The sequence below is a fragment of the Hamadaea sp. genome (assembly GCF_013362815.1).
Classification (GTDB): domain Bacteria; phylum Actinomycetota; class Actinomycetes; order Mycobacteriales; family Micromonosporaceae; genus Hamadaea.
The window spans coordinates 1-18,143 of the sequence record NZ_JABFVK010000001.1 but is presented as its reverse complement, the minus strand read 5'-3'; the positions used below and the strand labels follow the sequence as shown (position 1 = coordinate 18,143).

The following is an 18,143-nucleotide window of genomic DNA, read 5'->3' as shown; positions in this document are numbered from 1 at the left end:
CCAACCGTCGCCGCACGGCTTTCCACCGCTCGAATGGGCGGTCCGCGTACGCCTCTCAACGCTGGATCGGCTGCCAGATCCGTGTTGACCAGGTCAGCGAACTACGAGCGAGCGGACGAATACCAAGGGCGACGAGGCGCTGTCGAATCGTTCGATCCGGATCGCATTCGCCGGTCGACTTCCAAGGCTCGTGAAAATCACGAAACGACAGCAGGCCTTGGCCATTTCCGACGCAATATCGCTATGCTGCTCCCAACGTACATTGGACACGGGATTCCCTGTGATGGAGGCAAAGCAATGGCGAGGCAGCAGATCGTCGTCTACAAGGATGATCTGGACGGGACCGAAGAGGGCGTGCGGCCGGTGAAGTTCGGCCTGGACGGCTCCAGCTATGAGATCGACCTCGGACCCTCCAACTACGCGAAGCTGAAGGAGATCCTCTCGCCGTACATCGAGGCGGGGACCAAGGTCAGCGGGCGCGCCCCGGCCGGGCGGGTGGCTCCGGCGCGCCGGGCGGCGGCGGCTGCCGAGCAGAAGGAGTTCAACGCGCGCGTACGGGAGTGGGCGGCGAAGAACGGTCAGAAGGTCAAGCCGCGCGGGCGGGTTCCGGAGAAGATCATCGACGCGTACCACAAGGCGGGCGGCAAGTAGACCGAGCTCTCGGTGCGGGCGACGCGCGCGAAGTAGCTGCGAATTTCGCTGTCCGCGTAGAAGGGTGCGGGCGCGGAACACCGCAGTGTTGAGTGAGGTTGGCTCATACGTCGGTGGCAACGGCGGCCGGCGGGGGTAATACCCCTGTCCAGGCCGCTTTGTCATAGACGCAAAGTGACCAACCGGATACACAACGGTGACCGGACCGACGGCACGCGCACCCCAGCGGTGTCGGCGGTCAGCGATAGAGTGATGAGAAAGCCGCGGAGCGCGGTAAACGTGAGGAGCTCGGAGATGTTTGAGCGGTTCACCGACCGAGCGCGTCGGGTGGTGGTTCTGGCCCAGGAAGAGGCCAGGATGCTCAACCACAACTACATCGGAACCGAGCACATCCTGCTCGGCCTGATCCACGAGGGCGAGGGCGTCGCGGCCAAGGCGCTGGAGAGTCTCGGCATCTCGCTGGAGGGTGTCCGCCAGCAGGTGGAGGAGATCATCGGCCAGGGCCAGCAGGCCCCGAGCGGCCACATCCCCTTCACCCCCCGCGCCAAGAAGGTGCTCGAGCTGAGCCTGCGGGAGGCGTTGCAGCTCGGCCACAACTACATCGGCACGGAGCACATCCTGCTCGGGCTGATCCGCGAGGGCGAGGGCGTCGCCGCCCAGGTCCTCGTGAAGCTCGGCGCCGACCTCAATCGGGTCCGCCAGCAGGTCATCCAGCTGCTCTCGGGCTACCAGGGCAAGGAGCCGGCCGCGGCCGGAACCAGCGCGACCGGCGAGACCGCGCCGTCGACGAGCTTGGTGCTCGACCAGTTCGGTCGCAACCTGACCCAGTCGGCACGGGAGGGCAAGCTCGACCCCGTGATCGGCCGGGAGAAGGAGATCGAGCGGGTCATGCAGGTGCTGTCCCGCCGGACGAAGAACAACCCCGTGCTCATCGGCGAGCCCGGCGTCGGCAAGACGACCGTGGTCGAGGGTCTGGCGCAGAAGATCGTCAAGGGCGAGGTTCCGGAGACGCTCAAGGACAAGCAGCTCTACACGCTGGACCTGGGCGCCCTGGTGGCCGGCTCCCGCTACCGCGGTGACTTCGAAGAGCGCCTGAAGAAGGTCCTCAAGGAGATCCGTACGCGCGGCGACATCATCTTGTTCATCGACGAGATCCACACGCTGGTCGGCGCGGGTGCGGCCGAAGGCGCGATCGACGCGGCGAGCATTCTCAAGCCGATGCTGGCCCGAGGTGAGCTGCAGACCATCGGTGCGACCACGCTGGACGAGTACCGCAAGCACCTGGAGAAGGATGCGGCGCTCGAGCGGCGCTTCCAGCCGATCCAGGTCGGCGAGCCGTCGGTGGCCCACACCATCGAGATGCTGAAGGGTCTGCGGGACCGCTATGAGGCGCATCACCGGGTGACGATCACCGATGCGGCGTTGGTGGCGGCGGCGAACCTGGCCGATCGGTACATCTCCGACCGGTATCTGCCGGACAAGGCGATCGACCTGATCGACGAGGCCGGGGCGCGGATGCGGATCCGCCGGATGACCGCTCCGCCGGACCTGCGCGACTTCGACGAGAAGATCGCCCAGGTACGCCGGGACAAGGAGTCCGCGATCGACGCGCAGGACTTCGAGCGGGCCGCGCAGCTGCGGGACTCCGAGAAGCAGCTGCTGCAGCAGAAGGCGCAGCGGGAGAAGGAGTGGAAGGCCGGTGACCTCGACGTCGTCAGCGAGGTCGACGACGAGCAGATCGCCGAGGTGCTGGCGAACTGGACCGGTATCCCGGTGTACAAGCTGACCGAGGAGGAGACCTCCCGGCTGCTGCGGATGGAAGACGAGCTGCACAAGCGGGTCGTCGGCCAGATCGACGCGGTCAAGGCGGTGTCCAAGGCGATCCGGCGTACGCGGGCGGGGCTGAAGGACCCGAAGCGTCCGTCTGGTTCGTTCATCTTCGCCGGTCCGTCGGGTATCGGTAAGACCGAGCTTTCCAAGGCCCTCGCTGAGTTCCTGTTCGGGTCCGAGGACGCGTTGATCCAGCTGGACATGTCGGAGTTCCACGATCGGTACACGGTGTCGCGGCTGGTCGGTGCCCCGCCCGGGTATGTCGGTTATGACGAGGGTGGTCAGCTGACGGAGAAGGTGCGGCGGCGGCCGTTCTCGGTGGTGCTGTTCGACGAGATCGAGAAGGCGCACCCGGATGTGTTCAACACCCTGTTGCAGATCCTGGAAGACGGCCGGTTGACCGATGGTCAGGGCCGGATCGTGGACTTCAAGAACACGGTGATCATCTTGACCACCAACTTGGGCACGCGGGATGTGGCCAAGGCGGTGTCGCTGGGGTTCGCGGCCAGCAATGATCTGGACTCGAACTACGAGCGGATGAAGCAGAAGGTCAACGACGAGCTGAAGAACCACTTCCGGCCGGAGTTCTTGAACCGGATCGATGACACGATCGTGTTCCACCAGCTCAGTGAGGACAACATCCTCGAGATCGTGGACATCATGATCACGCGGATCGAGGCTCAGCTGCGTAACAAGGACATGAGCCTGGAGTTGACGGCGAACGCGAAGCGGTGGCTGGCCAAGAAGGGCTGGGACCCGGTGATGGGTGCCCGTCCGTTGCGGCGGACCATTCAGCGTGAGATCGAGGACTCGCTGTCGGAGCGGATCTTGTTCAACGAGCTGAAGTCCGGGCAGAAGGTCGTCGTCGACTGCGAAGGCGACCCGACCGACATCGAGAACTCCAAGCTGGTGTTCCGTGGCTCGGTCCGGGAGACCCCGGCGGACGCGGAGGTCGAGGCGACTCCGGTCGCGGCGGCTCCGACCGAGTCGGCGGCCTGACAGATCGCACGAAAAGGGCGGACCTTCGGGTCCGCCCTTTTCGCATGCCTCGGGGGTCCGCCCCAGCGGTCCGCCCCAGCGGTCCGCCCCAGCGGCGTTGCCGGCGTCCAGTGGCGTTGCCGGCGTCCAGCGTGGTTGATCTTGGCGAGAAACGGTTGCCAGAGCGACCTTAACTCGCCAAGATCAACCACGGGCGGTCAGCCGGAGCAGGCTCCGGCGCAGGAACCGTCGACGTACTGCTCGAGCAGGGCCGGCTGCACCCCGGACTGCTTCATCCGGGTGAGCACGGCCAGGAAGTCGTCCGGGTACGCCGGCCGGAAGTGCATCAGCACGATGTGTCCGGGTTGGATGGTGTGGTTGCTGGTCTGGTACCGCACCTTGCCCTTGTCGACCGTCTCGGTCCAGTAGAAGACCACTTTCTGCCCGCATTCGCGGGCGATCCGCAACGTCGTGTCGTCGTAGTTGCCGTACGGCGGGCGGAACAGCGTCGGTCGGCGGCCGAAGAGCTGCCCGAGCCGGTCGGCGGCGTCGCAGATCTCGTGATGCTGGAAGTCGTACGACTTCCCCCTCAGCGACGTGTGCGTGATCGTGTGGTTCTCGATGACCGCACCGGCGGCCTGGAGCGCCTTGAAGTAGTCCGTGTGGCCCTCGACGTACTGGAGGGTCAGGAACAGCGTGATGCGTACGCCGGACGCCTTGAGCAGCGACAACGCCATCGGATGCCGGGTCGCGCCGTCATCGATGGTCAGGAAGGCCACCTTCTGCGTCGTCGGCACCTTGAACCACAACGGCGAACTCGTGCCCGCGTCGACGTTGATCGCGTTCGGCGGCGGCAGCGGGCCGAACTTCGGCAGCTGACTCTTGTACCAGGCCAGATCCTTCACGAGGGTCGGCGAGGGACTCGGCGCCTTGGTCGGCGAGGACGACGGCTTCCCCGTCGGGCTGTCCGACGGCGAGGCCTCGTCACTCGGCTCCAGCGTCGGCTCGTCGCCGGCCGGGGCCGACGTCGCGGGCGGCGCGAAGGTGGGCTGCTTCGACGGGCCGCTGCCGCAGGCCGCCACCACGGCGGTCAGCACCGCCAGCGACGCGGCGAGGCCCAGCCGGAGGCTGACGTGCGACAAAGGACGGTTGATGCCGGGGGTCACGGGCGAAGCGTAAGCTCGAAGCGAGCTGAGCGCCACCAATCACTCGCCGACATTCACCGCCGATCGGTGCGACGTCTCGCCCGCGAGCGCGAATCGGCCGGGTCCCGTCCGGGTCACCAGACCGTCGGCGAGCAGGCTGGCCAACGCCCGATCACGCTGTTCCGGCAGATGCCAGAGGGTCTCGATCCGGTCGGCCGTCACCGGGCTACTGCTCGCCCGCAGCTCAGCCATGATCAACCCACGCACCTGGCGGTCGGTGCCCGCGTACCCCTGCGGTTTGCGGGTGGGTCCGCTGCTCGCCGGCCGGCCCGCGGCCAGCCAGGCACACGAGCTGGTCAGTGGGCAGTCCGGGCAGTTCTGGTTACGGGCCGTGCAGATCACTGCGCCCAGCTCCATGTACGCCGCACTGACGCGGGCGGCGACCGTGGGTTCAGCCGGCAGCAACCCCTCGACCAGCGCGAGATCGGCGGGGGTGGTCGCGGGCCCGGGCTCGGCCGCACCGCTGACCGCGCGGGCGACCAGCCGCCGGACGTTCACGTCGACGACCGGATGCCGCTGCTCGTACGCGAAGGCGGCGACCGCCCGGGCCGTGTAGTCCCCGATGCCGGGCAGCGCCAGCAGCTGATCCAGGCGGGACGGTACTTCGCCGTCGTGGCGCTCGACGATGGCCTGGGCACACGCGTGCAGCCGCATCGCGCGGCGAGGGTAGCCGAGCCGGCCCCAGGCGCGGATCGCGTCGGCGGCTGTGTCCGCCGCGAGATGCGCCGGGGTGGGCCAGCGGCGTACCCACTCGGTCCAGACGGGCAGCACTCGGCTGACCGGCGTCTGCTGGAGCATGACCTCGCTGACGAGGATGGGCCAGCCACCGACGCCGGGTACGCGCCACGGCAGGTCGCGCGCGTTGCGCTCGAACCAGTCCAGAGCGACGTCAGCGATCGGCATGTCACCACCCTACGTGCCGTCTCGGAGACTGGACGGAGCACAATGCACCGATGAGCGAACTCGCCGTCACCGTGCTCGGGCACGACCGTCCGGGCATCGTCGCCGACGTCACCGGGGTCCTCGCAACGCTCGGGGCGAACCTCACCGACTCCACGATGACGCGGCTGCGCGGCCATTTCGCGATGACCCTGATCTGCGCCGGAGAGTTGTCCGCCGCAGAGGTGGAAGACGCGCTGCGCCCCTTGACCGCCGACGGCCGGTTGACGGTCGGCGTACGCGATGTCGGGGCGGACGAGGAGAGCCCGGCGGCCGGTGTTCCCCACCTCGTCCACGTGCACGGAGCGGACCGGCTGGGCATCGTGGCGGCCGTGACGCGGGTGCTGGCCGAGGCCGGGGGCAACGTCACCGACCTCTCGACCCGCCTGGTCGGGCCGCTGTACGTCCTGGTCGCCGAGGTCGAGCTCGCCAAGGACAGCACCGAGGAGGTGGCGGCCCGGCTGGCCGAGGTCAGCGAGAGTCTCGGCGTCGAGGTGACCCTGCGCCGGGCCGAGGCGGATCTGCTGTGAGCTCCGCCAACGAGCTGGCCCGAGCCGAGTCGCTCGGGATCGAGGGCGTAGTCCGCCCGGTGCTGACCGCACCCCATCCGGTGCTGGCGGAGCCGGGTGAGCTCGTCGACCCGACCGATCCTGAGATCGTGCGGCTGGCCGCCGACCTGTTCGCCACCATGCGGGTCTCCCCTGGTTGCGTCGGGCTGGCCGCCGCTCAGGTGGGCGTCGGCGTCCGGCTGTTCGTCGTGGACGTCACCGGGCATCCGAAGAGCAACACCGTGCACGGTGCGTACGCCCTGGCCAACGCCGAGATCGTAGAGGCCAGCCGGTGGCGGCCGGGCCGGGAGGGCTGCATGTCGGTTCCCGACCTGACCGGCGACGTCAAACGGGCCGGCCGGATCGTCGTCGTGGGGGAGTCGCCGGGAACCGGTGCGAAGATCACGCTCACGACCGACGCGTTCGAGGCTCGCGCACTCCAGCACGAGATCGACCACTGTGCCGGTCGGCTGTTCCTCGACCGGGTCAGCGGGGCGCACGCCCTCTATCAGCGCAAGGTCTACTTATGACTGAGGGACGTCCGGTGGTGTGTCGGCGCTTTGCGGAGGAGCGCCCTGGCACTAGCGTGTGGGCATTATGAGACTCACGGTGGGTCCGCTGCCGGCCGCTGTCTATTGGCGTCGGCGCGCGGTAGTGCTCGGGGGCGTGCTGGTCATGGCACTCCTCGTCTCATACGCATGCACGTCGGGGCCGAAGACCTCGGCGTCGGGCAATCCGAACCCGACGAAGAGCGCGAGCGTCACCGCGACCGGGAACAACGTCCCCGCCAACGTGGTCTCGCCGACGACGAGCCCGTCCCCGTCGAGCCAGCCGAGCGCGTCGACGGCTGCCACGGACGAGGCGACCGATCCGCGCGAATGTACGGACGCCGAGCTCAAGGTCACCGCCAAGCCGGTGCAGACGACCGTCAACCGAGGCGCCAGCCTGCTGATCTACCTGCTGATCAAGAACGTGTCCAATCGGACCTGCACCCGCAACATCGGCCCGGACCTGCAGGAACTCCGCGTGGTTCAGGGCGCGGAGAAGGTCTGGTCCTCCGACGACTGCGATCCGCCGCGGGGCAACAACGTGCATACCTTCCAGCAGGGGCTCGAGGTCTCGTTCAACATCGAGTGGAACGGCAAACTCAGCACCTCGTGCAGCACGACGGTGAAGCGTACGCCCACCGGCCCCGCCCCTGATCCGGGCAAGTATCAGGTCGTCGGCCGGGTCGGCACGAAGCTGAGCGACGGGGTCACCCTCACCATCAAGTGAGGCGTCAGACGTAGCGCTCCAGGATGGACGCCTCCGCGAGGCGGGACAGCCCTTCGCGTACGCCCCGGGCCCGCGCGTCGCCCACGCCGTCGACCGCCTGCAGATCCTCGACCGTCGCCCCCAGGAGCCGTTGCAGGCTGCCGAAATGGTCCACGAGGCGGTCGACGACCGCACCCGGCAGCCGGGGGACCTTGGCGAGCAGCCGGAAGCCACGCGGGCTCACCGCCGCGTCGAGCGCCTCGGTGGAGGCCGGGTAACCCATCGCCCGGGCGACGGCGACGAGATCGATCAGTTCGGTGGCGGTGAGCATGTCCAGCTCGACCAGCGCCTCATCGGCCGTACGTGCCTTGCGGCCGGTCGGCAGGTAGTCGCGGATCACCAGGGTGCGGTCGGCGTCGACACCCGCCATCAGCTCGTCGAGCTGCAGCGACAGCAGCCGGCCGTCGGTGCCCAGTTCCACCACGTAACCCGCGATCTCGTCGGAGATCCGGCGCACCATCTCGAGGCGCTGCACGACCGCCAACGCGTCGCGTACCGTCACCAGATCTTCGATCTCCAGCGCGGACAGCGTGCCGCTGACCTCGTCGAGCCGCAGCTTGTAGCGCTCGAGCGTGGCCAGGGCCTGGTTGGCCCGGGAGAGGATCGCGGCCGAGTCGTCGAGGACATGGCGAGTGCTGTTGATGTAGAGGCCGATGATGCGCATGGACTGGCTGACCGAGATGACCGGGAAGCCGGTCTGCTTGGCCACCCGCTCGGCCGTGCGGTGCCGGGTGCCGGACTCCTCCGAGGGGATCGAGGGATCGGGCATCAGGTGAACCGCGGCCCGGAGGATGCGGGTGCCGTCGGTGGACAGTACGACGGCACCGTCCATCTTGCACAGCTCGCGGAGCCGCGTCGCGGAGAACTCCACGTCGAGGGGGAAGCCACCGGTGCAGATCGATTCGACCGTCTTGTCGTGGCCGAGCACGATCAGCGCACCCGTCCGCCCCCGCAGGATGCGTTCGAGGCTGTCGCGCAGCGGAGTGCCCGGAGCCATCCGGGCGAGAGTGGCCCGCAGCGGGTCGCCACCCATGGCGTTCCAGCTCGGTTCGCGTTCGCTCGGCACGGCCACAGTCTACGGCGTTCGCTCGGCGGCCAGCAGGGCCGACATCTTGAGGGCTTCCGGCAGATCGCCGACCTCGTGGACCTTCAGCCCGGCCGGGGCGCTGCCCTTGGCGGGTGCGCAGCCCACGGGCACGAGGGCCACGGTGAAGCCCAGGCGGGCGGCCTCGGCGAGCCGTTGCGAGACGTTGCCGATCCGGCGGATCTCCCCGGTCAGGCCCACCTCGCCGACCGCCACGAGGTTCGGGACAGTGGCGAGGTTCACCTTCGCTGAAGCTATGGCGAGCGCCATGGCGAGGTCGACCGACGGCTCGGTGACCTTGATGCCGCCGACCGTGGAGGCGAACACTTCGCGCTCGTGCAGGCCCTTGCCGGGGCCGCGGCGCTCCAGCACGGCGAGCAGCATGGCGAGCCGGGCCGAGTCCAGTCCGGAGACGGTCCGCCGGGGCGAGCCGTTGGCCGGAGTCGCGCCGATGAGCGCCTGGACCTCGGTGACCAGGGCGCGCCGGCCCTCCATGACGACGGTGCAGCAGGTGCCGGGAACCGGCTCGGCGTGCCGGGTCATGAACAGCCCGGACGGATCGGGCAGCGAGGCGATGCCCGTCTCGTGCATCTCGAAGCAGCCGACCTCGTCGACGCTGCCGAAGCGGTTCTTGAGCCCGCGGATGAGCCGGAGCGAGGAGTGCTTGTCCCCCTCGAACTGCAACACCACGTCGACCAGATGCTCCAGTACGCGCGGCCCGGCGACGTTGCCGTCCTTGGTGACGTGGCCCACCAGGATCGTGGCGATGCCCCGCTCCTTCGCGGTCGCGATCAGCGCCGCGGTCACCGCTCGCACCTGGGTGACCCCACCCGGTACGCCTTCGGAGCTGGGCGAGGAGAAGGTCTGGACACTGTCGACGATGAGCAGGCCGGGCCGGACCGCGTCGACGTGCCCGAGGAGCGCCGCGAGATCGGTCTCCGCCGCCAGATAGAGCCGCTCGTGCAGGGTCTGCATCCGCTCGGCGCGCAGCCGGACTTGGCTGACCGATTCCTCGCCGCTGACCACGAGGGAGTTGCTGCCCGAGTGCACGGCCCACTGCTGAGCGACGTCGAGGAGCAGGGTGGACTTGCCGACGCCCGGTTCCCCGGCGAGCAGCACGACGCCGCCCGGCACCAACCCGCCGCCCAGTACGCGATCGAGCTCGCTGACGCGGGTGCGAACGGCTCGGGCCGGAACCGGGCTGATCTCGGCGATCGGGCGGGCCGGCTCGCCGGGCATGCGGGGCGCGATCTGCCGCAGCGCCATCGGAGCCGCCGCGGCAGGAGCGGACTCGACTACCGAGCCCCATTCGCCGCACTCCGGGCAACGGCCCACCCACTTCGGGGGCTGGTAGCCGCAGGCGTCACAGAGGAACGCGGGCCGGGCCGCCTTCGCCGGGGCCTTGGTCGGTCGGGTCACGTCGAGAACCGTAGCGTCCCCTTACGACAAACGCGGGCAGGCTGACCGCACTCCTGGCGGCTCAGCCGAGAGCTTCCCCGGCGAATTGGCCTGCCCGCGTTTCGCGACTGTCTGTTACTCGTGCTCCTGCTTGACCTCGGGAGACGTCCGGGGCTGCGGCGAGAGCGGGTTCGACAGTGGAACCCGGCAGATCGCCTGGTTGTCGGCGAAGACGCAGGACTCGCGCGGGCGAAGCTCCGGGTTGGTCTCCGGTGCCGGAGACGCCGGAGCCTGGGTGAGCTGGAGGTTCGAGCCGACCGTGAACTGGAAGTTGACGCTGCGTACCAGGTCGCCCGGTTTGAGCGCCTCGGTCAGGCCCTGAAGCGTGAGCGCCTGGCCTTCGCCCTGGCCGAAGGAGAGGTAGCTGCCGGACGGGATGGTGAAGGTGGCCGGTCCGCTCGCCGCGGCGCTGCTCTCCGAGGGACTCGGTGTCGCCGTGGCGCTGGGGCTCGCCGAGCCGGAGACCTTCGCGCTGGGGCTGGCCGAGCCGGTGGCCGAGGGCGAGGCCGACGGGGACTTGCTCGGCTGGGCGGACGCGCCCGCGCTGCCGACGGTCACCGACGACGCCGCACCCGGCGCGGTCACGGCGACCTTCAGCGGCTGGGGCGTGTCGTTGAAGATGCCCACCTGGAGCTGGGCCGAGCCGCCCTTGGCGTACCCCTTGTTGGTGTCGTAGACGACGGCGAGGTCGCGGAGCGAGATGCTGCCACCCTGCTGCGTCGGGTCGGTGCTGGTCACGGTGAACGACTGGTTCACGCCAGGCACCGCGGGCGCCATGTACGCCGTCTGCGTGATCTGTCCGGCGCTGCACGCGCCCAGGGCGGTGGTCGCCGCGGCCAGGGCGGCGAGCGCGATGACCCGGCCCGTGCTCTTCACGCGCGTCACGTCGGTCCTCCTCAGACCCAGGAAGTCTGTGCGCTCCGGCGGCACCGGCGTGGGCCGGCTGGCGGGCGCATTCCTTCGACAGACTAGTTGGCGGAGATCGGCTCCCTTCGCCGACCCGCCCATCCGGCGGCGCTGGCTTAGAGGAGTGCGAATACGGCGAGGCCAGTGAGGATGGCACCGCCGGCGCGGGCGCGGGACGCGCCGAGCCGCTGCGGCAGACCGCGTACGCCGGTCGCGTCGTCCATGGCCAGATCCGGGACTGCGTTGAGCAGATGCGCCGCCCCGCCGAAGCAGGCCGCGGCGACCACCAAGTGCCCCGGCGGGGAAGCCGGGACGGCCGCGATGATGAACGTCGGTATCGCCGCGAACGAGACCAGGTAGGGCACGATCGAGAACACGGTGCCCTTGAGTGGCCAGTTGTAGAGCTGGGCGCTGACCAGCCCGGCGACGGCCGCGCCGGCGGCCAGCGGCCGAGTCGCGACGACGGCGAGCGTGATCATGGCGAGCGAAGCCAGCAAAGCTGCGGTCGCCACCCAGGGCCGGCCCTGGGGCCATTCGAGGGCCAGGGGCTTGTCGGCTCGGCGTACCGCCCGGTCCCGGTCGGCGTCGATCGCGTCGTTCGCCCAGCCCACGGCCAGCTGACTCGTCCCGATCACTCCGGCGACGAGGAACACTCCGGAGGTGTGGTGGCCGACGGCGTACGCGATGAGACCACTCAGGATGGTGACCGCCGCGACCGGAGCGGGATGGCAGCACCGCAGCAGCGCCGACGCGCGCCGGACGGCACTCCCCCGGCTCACGAGGCGCTCGGGCGGGGGCTGACCGGCGTACCGGTAGAACTGGTCGGGACGGTCGAGAAGCTGGGCGCGCCCGAGCCGGTGGAGACGACCGTGGCGGTCGCCGTCACGATCGTGCGCTCGGTCGGCGGGATGCTGGTGGACGGCATCGGCGTGGGGTTGTCCCGGGGCGACATCACTCCGCTCCAGGTGACCGCGATGAGACCGACCAGGGTGATCAGCACGGCGATGGCCAGGATCAGCAGGGGGAGCAGCGCGGACGGCTCGTCGGGGTCGTCGATCTGCTCCGGCAGGCGCAGGCGGCGACGCCAGACTCGCATCCGCTCGGCCCGGCGGGCCCGGCGAGCGGCACGGCGCAGCTCGCGGCGGACGATCTCGGCCTCTTCATCGAGTTCTGCCGGATCGTCCGGGATCACGACCTCGCCCCATTCGGGCGGAAGGTCGGGAAGCCCGTTCCCCAGCGTGCCCATCGCCCCGGACTCCTCCTGCATGGTGGCTTTCAGTGTGCCGCTGCGGGACGCGGAGCGCCAGACGTTCTTTGCGTCGACGTTTGGGACTTTCGGTCAACTACCCGGCACTCTCCGTCACCAACGGCTCCTCTGGCATCCTTGGGATACCCACCTAAACCGGTCGTCATGCCCCTTCTCCGCTGATCCCGCAAGCCGGAGTGCTCACTATTACAGGCGCTGTGAGCTGCGCTAACGGTGAGACGCAGGGTGGGACATCGGTGCGGAGCCGTGTTACCCTAGACACAGCGAAAGGGGTTTCGTACCTATGGTTTTCAGTGTCGGCGAGACCGTTGTCTACCCCCACCACGGGGCCGCACTCATCGAGGCTATCGAGACTCGCATCATCAAGGGTGAGGAAAAGCAGTACCTCGTCCTTCGTGTCGCTCAAGGCGATCTGACGGTGCGTGTCCCCGCTGAGAACGCCGAGATCGTCGGCGTGCGCGAAGTCGTCGGAGAAGAGGGCCTTACCAAGGTCTTCGATGTCCTGCGAGCTCCGCACACCGAGGAGCCGACCAACTGGTCGCGGCGTTACAAGGCGAACCTGGAGAAGCTGGCCTCCGGCAATCCCCTCAAGGTCGCCGAGGTCGTGCGAGACCTCTGGCGGCGCGAGCGCGAGCGTGGTCTCTCGGCTGGAGAGAAGCGCATGCTTGCGAAGGCTCGCGACATCCTCGTCGGCGAGGTGGCCCTCGCCGAGCGGAGCACCAAGGACGAGGCCGAGGTTCTGCTCGACAAGGTGCTGCACGAGGCATAACACCCCCGTGATCGAGAATCTCGTTGACCGCGGCATCGCCACACCTCGTGGTGATGCCGCGGTTCTTGTGCCCGCCGCGGGCGCCGGGGTCCGGCTCGGCGGCGAGGTCCCCAAGGCTCTCCGTGAGCTACGCGGGGAGTCGCTGCTCGCCCACGCGGTCAAGCGCGCCGCGGCCGCGCCGTCGGTCGGGCTGATCGTCGTCGCCGCTCCCCCACAGCTTCTCCGCGAAGTCCGGGAGCTGCTGGCCGGGGTCGACGCCGAGGTCCTCGTGGTGGCCGGCGGGGCCAGCCGACAGGAATCGGTCGCGCAAGCGCTGGCAGTGGTCCCCGACGGGATCGAGATCGTGCTCGTGCACGACGCCGCCCGGTCGCTCACTCCACCGGAGCTGGTCGAGTCGGTCATCACGGCCGTACGCGCCGGCCACGGAGCGGTCATCCCGGTACTGCCGGTCGTCGACACGATCAAGCGTGTCGGCCCGTCCGACGACGTCGTCGCCACCGTCGACCGCAGTGAGCTGCGAGCCGTCCAGACTCCGCAGGGTTTCCGCCGTGAGGTGCTGGTCAAGGCCCACGCCGAGGCGGGCGGTGAGCATACCGACGATGCCGGGATGGTGGAGCGACTCGGCCTGCCGGTGCACTGCGTACCGGGGTCGGAGTCGGCCCTCAAGATCACTCGCCCGGTCGACCTGATCATCGCCGAAGCCCTGTTGGCGGCCGCCGGGGAGGAGATCCGGTGAGAGTCGGCATCGGCACCGACATCCACGCCTTCGGCGAAGACCGCGAGTGCTGGGTCGCCGGGCTGCTCTGGCCGGGCGAGCGCGGACTTGACGGTCACTCCGACGGCGACGTCGCCGCCCATGCGGCCTGCAACGCGCTGTTCACCGCAGCCGGGCTCGGCGATCTCGGCGCGAACTTCGGCGTCGACCGGCCTGAGTTCCGGGGCGCCTCCGGCGTCACCTTGCTCGCCGAAGCCGCGCGGCTGGTGCGGGCGGCCGGTTTCGAGATCGGCAACGTATCCGTCCAGGTCGTAGGGGTCGCGCCGCGGATCGGCAAGCGCCGAGCGGAGGCGGAGAAGGTGCTGTCCGAAGCGGCCGGTGCGCCGATTACGCTCTCCGGCGCCACCACTGACGGACTCGGCTTCACCGGACGTGGCGAGGGGTTGGCCGCCGTCGCGGTTGCGCTCCTGACTTCTGCGCCCCTTACGCCTTCCGTCGGCACCGGGCTCGGCTGGCCGCGCTAGCGCGCCCGCTCTTGCGCGCGGTCGGGCGCTCGGGTCCGGCACTCGGGTCTGGTACCCGGATCTGGCGCGGGGGTCTGGCACCCGGTCCGGGCGCGTTATCCGGGATAAAGTCCCTTCCGCCGCGCCGTATAGCGCGTTATCCCCGGAAAACGCGTGCGCCGTCCCAGCGCTCCCTCCGCGCCTTGCCCGATAACGCGTGCGCGTCCCCGGAAAACGCGTGCGTGCGCCCCCCGCGCGGAGCTACCCCGCGCCGTCCGGCCGAGCCGGACCGGTACGCCGAGCCCAGGTCCACGCGTACGCGCTGTCCTCACAGGAGAGCCCGGCATCGCAGAGGTCGAGCGGCCGGAAGGTGTCCACCATGACGGCCAACTCGTCGAAGTAGTCCGCGCCGATCGCACGTTCGGGCGCGCCGGGCTGGGGCCCGTGAGTGAACCCGGACGGGTGCAACGAGATGGAGCCCTGCTCGATGCCGGAGCCGCGCCGAGCCTCGTAGTTCCCGCCGGTGTAGAAGAGCATCTCGTCGGAGTCCACGTTGTGGTGGTTGTACGGCACCGGGATGGCCAGCGGGTGGTAGTCGACTTTGCGCGGGACGAACGAGCAGATCACGAAGTTCGGTCCTTGGAACGTCTGGTGGACGGGCGGCGGCTGGTGGATGCGGCCGGTGATCGGTTCGAAGTCGTGGATGGAGAAGGCCCACGGGTAGAGGTGGCCGTCCCATCCGACGACGTCGAACGGGTGATTGGCGTACGTGAACTTCGTCCAACCGCGCCGATGCTGGACCAGCACTTCGACGTCGGTGCCCTCGACGAACAGCGGCGAAGACGGCCCTCGGACGTCACGTTCGCAGTACGGCGAGTGCTCGAGGAACTGACCGCGGACGGAGAGGTACCGCTTCGGGGGGCCGATGTGGCCGGTCGCCTCGATGGCGAGGATGCGTACCGGCGTGCCGATCGGGACCACCCGGTAGATCACCGAGGTGGGGATGATGACGTAGTCACCCTCGCCCGCTTCGAGCAGCCCGAACGAGGTCTCGAAGACGGCCCGCCCGGCTTCGATGTAGAGGCACTCGTCGCCGACCGCGTTGCGGTACAGCGGGGACGGGGTGTCGGCGACCACGTAGGAAATGCGTACGTCGTCGTTGGCGAGCAGGTGCTGCCGGCCGGTGACCGCGTCCGCGCCGCCGACCTCCAGTTTGTGCGTCTGCAGGTGGCGAGGCTTGAGCGGCCGATTCGGCACGCGGCTCCACCCGGGCGGGTCGTACGCCTCCGCCGCGACGATGGCCGTCGGAAGGTACTGGTGGTAGAGGAGCGACGAGTCGGAGGAGAAGCCCTCCTGACCCATGAGCTCCTCGGCGTAGAGGCTGCCGTCCGGTTGGCGGAACTGGGTGTGCCGCTTACGCGGGATCTCCCCGACGCTCCGGTAGTACGGCATCGTGACCTCCCAAGATTGCCCGCTGTGCATACTCGATCGTCCGATTATCGGACAGACTTGTCCGCTCCGCAAAGCATCCGCTAGATTGCCTGATCATGTCAACGGCGGCGAGCGCACCGGTCCCACCGCTCCTGAAGCGGCTGCTGGATGATGCCGCCGTGTTCCCGCCGGGCAACGCGACCTTGCCGCAGGCGTTCGCCGGGCATCGAGAGCACCGCTCCGCCTGGTACGCCGAGCTCGTCGGCGTCCTCCTCCTGCCGGCCTCCGGGGTGAAGGAAGCCGCCGCGCAACTGCGACCGGACGAGCAGATCGCGATCGGCGTCATCGGTGACCAGCCGCTCCCCCAGCTGTCGGCGACCCTGACGGGGATCGATCCCAGGATGCCGGTCCAGCAGGTCGAGGCGGCCGTCGGCAAGCGTGGTGAGGACCCGCTGCCGGGGCTGAGAGCGCTGCTCACCCTGCTCGCCGACCATGCCCTGCCCGGCTACGCCGAGATCCCCCTGACTTGGGGACTGCTTGGCGCGCTCGACGTCGTGGCCGAGGCTCGCGCCGCCGGTCAATCGATCGCGGCCAAGTTCCGCACGGGAGGCCTGGCCGCCGAACTGTTCCCCACTCCCATGGAACTCGCCGCGGTCATCTGCGCCTGCCGGGACCGCGCGCTGCCGTTCAAGCTCACCGCCGGGCTCCATCACGCCGTGCGGCATACCGATCCGGAGACCGGCTTCGTGCATCACGGCTTCCTCAACGTGCTGGCCGGGGCCTGTGCGGCCGCCGAAGGCGCCGAGGTCGCGGATGTCGCGGCAGTGATCGGCACAACTCAGCCGTTGACCTTGATGGAGGCGGCGCGTACCCGCCGTCAGACCGAGCGCCCGCTGTGGGTCGGCTACGGCACCTGTTCGATCGCCGAGCCGCTGGAAGACCTGGTCCAGCTCGGTTTGTTCGGTTAGTCACCCGGGAGGGTCAGTGCTCGACCATCTGCCTTACGGCGTCTTCCTGCGGGCCGGCGAGACCCGGTGCGCGGCTCGCTGGGGCGACCACCTGATCGATCTCCACGCCGCGGAGACGCGCGGGTCGATCTCCGCCGGCGCCGCGCTGCTCGCGCCCAACCTCCAGAACTTCCTGGCCGCGGGTCCAGATGTCTGGCAACGGGTACGCCGAGAGCTGCTGGACTTGGTGAGCAGTCCTGCGCTCGCAGAACTCCTGGTCCCGTTGAGCGAAGTAGAACTGGTGCTGCCGTTCGAGGTCGCCGACTACGTCGACTTCTACTCCTCCGAACATCACGCCTCGAACGTCGGGCAGATCTTCCGCCCGGGCCAGCCGCCGGTCCTGCCGAACTGGCGGCACCTGCCGATCGGCTATCACGGTCGGGCCGGCACCGTGGTGGTGTCGGGGACGGAGATAACGCGGCCGTCGGGTCTGCTCTCCCCCGGTGTCGCCGGGCCCTGTCGCCGCCTGGACATCGAGGCCGAAGTCGGCTTCGTCGTGGGTACGCCCTCCGCGCTCGGCCGACCGGTGCCGCCCGGTGACTTCGCGCAGCATGTCTTCGGAGTGGTGCTGGTCAACGACTGGTCGGCCCGGGACATCCAGGCGTTCGAGTACCAACCCTTGGGACCGTTCCTGGGCAAATCCTTTGCGACGTCTGTGTCGGCCTGGATCACGCCGCTCGCCGCCTTGGACGACGCCTGGGTCGCCGCACCGACACAGGATCCCGCGGTGGTGGAGCATCTCGCGGACTCCCCGCACCTCGGGCTCGACCTCCGGATGACGGTCACCTGGAACGGGGTGGAGGTCAGCCGGCCGCCGTTCGCCTCGATGTACTGGACTCCGGCCCAGCAGTTGGCCCATCTCACGAGCAACGGCGCCAGTCTGCGTACGGGGGACTTGTTCGCCTCGGGAACGGTGTCGGGTCCGGAGCGCGATCAGGTCGGCTCGTTCCTCGAACTCACCTGGGGCGGGGCCGAACCCGTAGAGATTCGGGGGGAGAAGCGGACCTTCCTGGAGGACGGCGATGAGGTCCTGATCAGCGCGTACGCCCCCGGCCCGAACGGCTCGCGGGTAGATCTCGGATCGGTAGCGGGAAAGATTCGCGATAATTGATTTGCGGTCCCTGCGGGGTCTGCGTAATGTTCTCTCTGCCAGCGCGGAACGGACAAACGATGCGGAAACACTCGGATCGGAAGGCCGGAGCGAGGCAGGCTACAACCGGGCGGTGCGGGGTTGACTTCGCGAATCTGACCGGCTAAAGTAGTCAAGCCAGCAAGGAGCGGCGGAGCTTGCCTCCGAGCCAAGTTTGCTGGATCCCCCTGGAAACAAAGCATCACGATTCGTGGTGTGCGTCTCTATGGGAATCGGGCGAGGCGGGTTGACACCGCGAACTCGACCGCGTAAGTTAGACGAGTTGCCCCAAACCGGGTCCCACAATGTGGGACTAAGGTTCGGTGTGTGCTTGTTCTTTGAGAACTCAACAGGGTGCTTGTAAAGCCAGTGCCAAAGTAGCGGATCTCGCTTTCGAGTGAGGTCAGCA

Annotated in this window: 18 protein-coding genes; 10 read left to right on the top strand and 8 right to left on the bottom strand. The window is 68.9% G+C overall.

Features of this window, described 5'->3' with window-relative positions:
- Positions 1-297 precede the first annotated feature (297 nt).
- The gene (locus tag HOV77_RS00090; protein WP_290855512.1) at positions 298-651 is read left to right on the top strand and encodes an Lsr2 family protein; all 354 of its coding nucleotides are present in this window, start codon (positions 298-300) and stop codon (positions 649-651) included.
- A 294-nt stretch (positions 652-945) separates the two neighbouring features.
- The gene (locus HOV77_RS00085; RefSeq protein ID WP_290855510.1) at positions 946-3,480 is read left to right on the top strand and encodes an ATP-dependent Clp protease ATP-binding subunit; all 2,535 of its coding nucleotides are present in this window, start codon (positions 946-948) and stop codon (positions 3,478-3,480) included.
- 197 nt (positions 3,481-3,677) lie between these two features.
- Here HOV77_RS00085 and HOV77_RS00080 read toward each other — a convergent pair whose 3' ends face one another.
- Both HOV77_RS00080 and HOV77_RS00075 read right to left on the bottom strand, forming a co-directional pair.
- The gene (locus HOV77_RS00080; protein ID WP_290855508.1) at positions 3,678-4,625 is read right to left on the bottom strand and encodes a polysaccharide deacetylase family protein; all 948 of its coding nucleotides are present in this window, start codon (positions 4,623-4,625) and stop codon (positions 3,678-3,680) included.
- 39 nt (positions 4,626-4,664) lie between these two features.
- Positions 4,665-5,567 carry an A/G-specific adenine glycosylase gene (locus tag HOV77_RS00075; RefSeq protein ID WP_290855507.1) on the bottom strand — a complete coding sequence of 301 codons (903 nt, stop codon included), beginning with the start codon at positions 5,565-5,567 and terminating at the stop codon, positions 4,665-4,667.
- A 50-nt stretch (positions 5,568-5,617) separates the two neighbouring features.
- On the opposite strand from HOV77_RS00075, the gene HOV77_RS00070 reads away from it, so the two are divergent.
- The 3 genes from HOV77_RS00070 to HOV77_RS00060 all read left to right on the top strand — a co-directional run bounded on the left by HOV77_RS00070 (position 5,618) and on the right by HOV77_RS00060 (position 7,426).
- On the top strand, positions 5,618-6,133 hold the full coding sequence (locus HOV77_RS00070) for an ACT domain-containing protein (RefSeq protein WP_290855505.1): 516 nt from the start codon (positions 5,618-5,620) through the stop codon (positions 6,131-6,133).
- On the top strand, positions 6,130-6,681 hold the full coding sequence (gene def / locus HOV77_RS00065; RefSeq protein WP_290855503.1) for a peptide deformylase: 552 nt from the start codon (positions 6,130-6,132) through the stop codon (positions 6,679-6,681). The genes HOV77_RS00070 and def overlap by 4 nt, the downstream gene beginning before the upstream one ends.
- Before the next feature lie 67 nt (positions 6,682-6,748).
- On the top strand, positions 6,749-7,426 hold the full coding sequence (locus HOV77_RS00060) for a hypothetical protein (protein WP_290855501.1): 678 nt from the start codon (positions 6,749-6,751) through the stop codon (positions 7,424-7,426).
- Positions 7,427-7,430: 4 nt separating this feature from the next.
- Here HOV77_RS00060 and disA read toward each other — a convergent pair whose 3' ends face one another.
- From disA to HOV77_RS00035, 5 genes are all read right to left on the bottom strand, one after another.
- Positions 7,431-8,498: a DNA integrity scanning diadenylate cyclase DisA gene (disA, locus tag HOV77_RS00055; protein ID WP_290856125.1), complete on the bottom strand. Its 1,068-nt coding sequence runs from the start codon at positions 8,496-8,498 to the stop codon at positions 7,431-7,433.
- 42 nt (positions 8,499-8,540) lie between these two features.
- Complete coding sequence (radA, locus tag HOV77_RS00050; RefSeq protein ID WP_290855499.1) at positions 8,541-9,968, bottom strand: DNA repair protein RadA; 1,428 nt, start codon at positions 9,966-9,968, stop codon at positions 8,541-8,543.
- 114 nt (positions 9,969-10,082) lie between these two features.
- A complete protein-coding gene (locus tag HOV77_RS00045) occupies positions 10,083-10,892 on the bottom strand; it encodes a hypothetical protein (RefSeq protein WP_290855497.1) in 810 nt (269 codons plus the stop codon).
- Between the two features lie 137 nt (positions 10,893-11,029).
- Positions 11,030-11,692, bottom strand: a complete 663-nt coding sequence (locus HOV77_RS00040; protein WP_290855495.1) for a UbiA family prenyltransferase — start codon at positions 11,690-11,692, stop codon at positions 11,030-11,032.
- Complete coding sequence (locus tag HOV77_RS00035) at positions 11,689-12,180, bottom strand: hypothetical protein (RefSeq protein WP_290855493.1); 492 nt, start codon at positions 12,178-12,180, stop codon at positions 11,689-11,691. Before HOV77_RS00035 ends, HOV77_RS00040 begins: the two co-directional genes overlap by 4 nt.
- A 283-nt stretch (positions 12,181-12,463) precedes the next feature.
- Between HOV77_RS00035 and HOV77_RS00030 the strand changes: the two genes are divergently transcribed.
- The 3 genes from HOV77_RS00030 to ispF are packed head-to-tail and all read left to right on the top strand — an operon-like array spanning position 12,464 to position 14,188.
- Positions 12,464-12,949: a CarD family transcriptional regulator gene (locus HOV77_RS00030; protein WP_027346704.1), complete on the top strand. Its 486-nt coding sequence runs from the start codon at positions 12,464-12,466 to the stop codon at positions 12,947-12,949.
- Between the two features lie 7 nt (positions 12,950-12,956).
- A complete protein-coding gene (ispD, locus tag HOV77_RS00025) occupies positions 12,957-13,685 on the top strand; it encodes a 2-C-methyl-D-erythritol 4-phosphate cytidylyltransferase (protein ID WP_290855489.1) in 729 nt (242 codons plus the stop codon).
- Positions 13,682-14,188, top strand: a complete 507-nt coding sequence (gene ispF / locus HOV77_RS00020; protein WP_290855486.1) for a 2-C-methyl-D-erythritol 2,4-cyclodiphosphate synthase — start codon at positions 13,682-13,684, stop codon at positions 14,186-14,188. Before ispD ends, ispF begins: the two co-directional genes overlap by 4 nt.
- Positions 14,189-14,428: 240 nt before the next feature.
- Here the strand turns inward: ispF and HOV77_RS00015 are convergent, their stop codons facing one another.
- On the bottom strand, positions 14,429-15,619 hold the full coding sequence (locus HOV77_RS00015; protein ID WP_290855484.1) for a homogentisate 1,2-dioxygenase domain-containing protein: 1,191 nt from the start codon (positions 15,617-15,619) through the stop codon (positions 14,429-14,431).
- A 95-nt stretch (positions 15,620-15,714) separates the two neighbouring features.
- On the opposite strand from HOV77_RS00015, the gene HOV77_RS00010 reads away from it, so the two are divergent.
- Both HOV77_RS00010 and HOV77_RS00005 read left to right on the top strand, forming a co-directional pair.
- Positions 15,715-16,566: a hypothetical protein gene (locus HOV77_RS00010; protein WP_290855483.1), complete on the top strand. Its 852-nt coding sequence runs from the start codon at positions 15,715-15,717 to the stop codon at positions 16,564-16,566.
- Positions 16,567-16,582: 16 nt separating this feature from the next.
- The gene (locus HOV77_RS00005; protein ID WP_290855480.1) at positions 16,583-17,716 is read left to right on the top strand and encodes a fumarylacetoacetate hydrolase family protein; all 1,134 of its coding nucleotides are present in this window, start codon (positions 16,583-16,585) and stop codon (positions 17,714-17,716) included.
- The last annotated feature ends 427 nt before the right edge of the window (positions 17,717-18,143 follow it).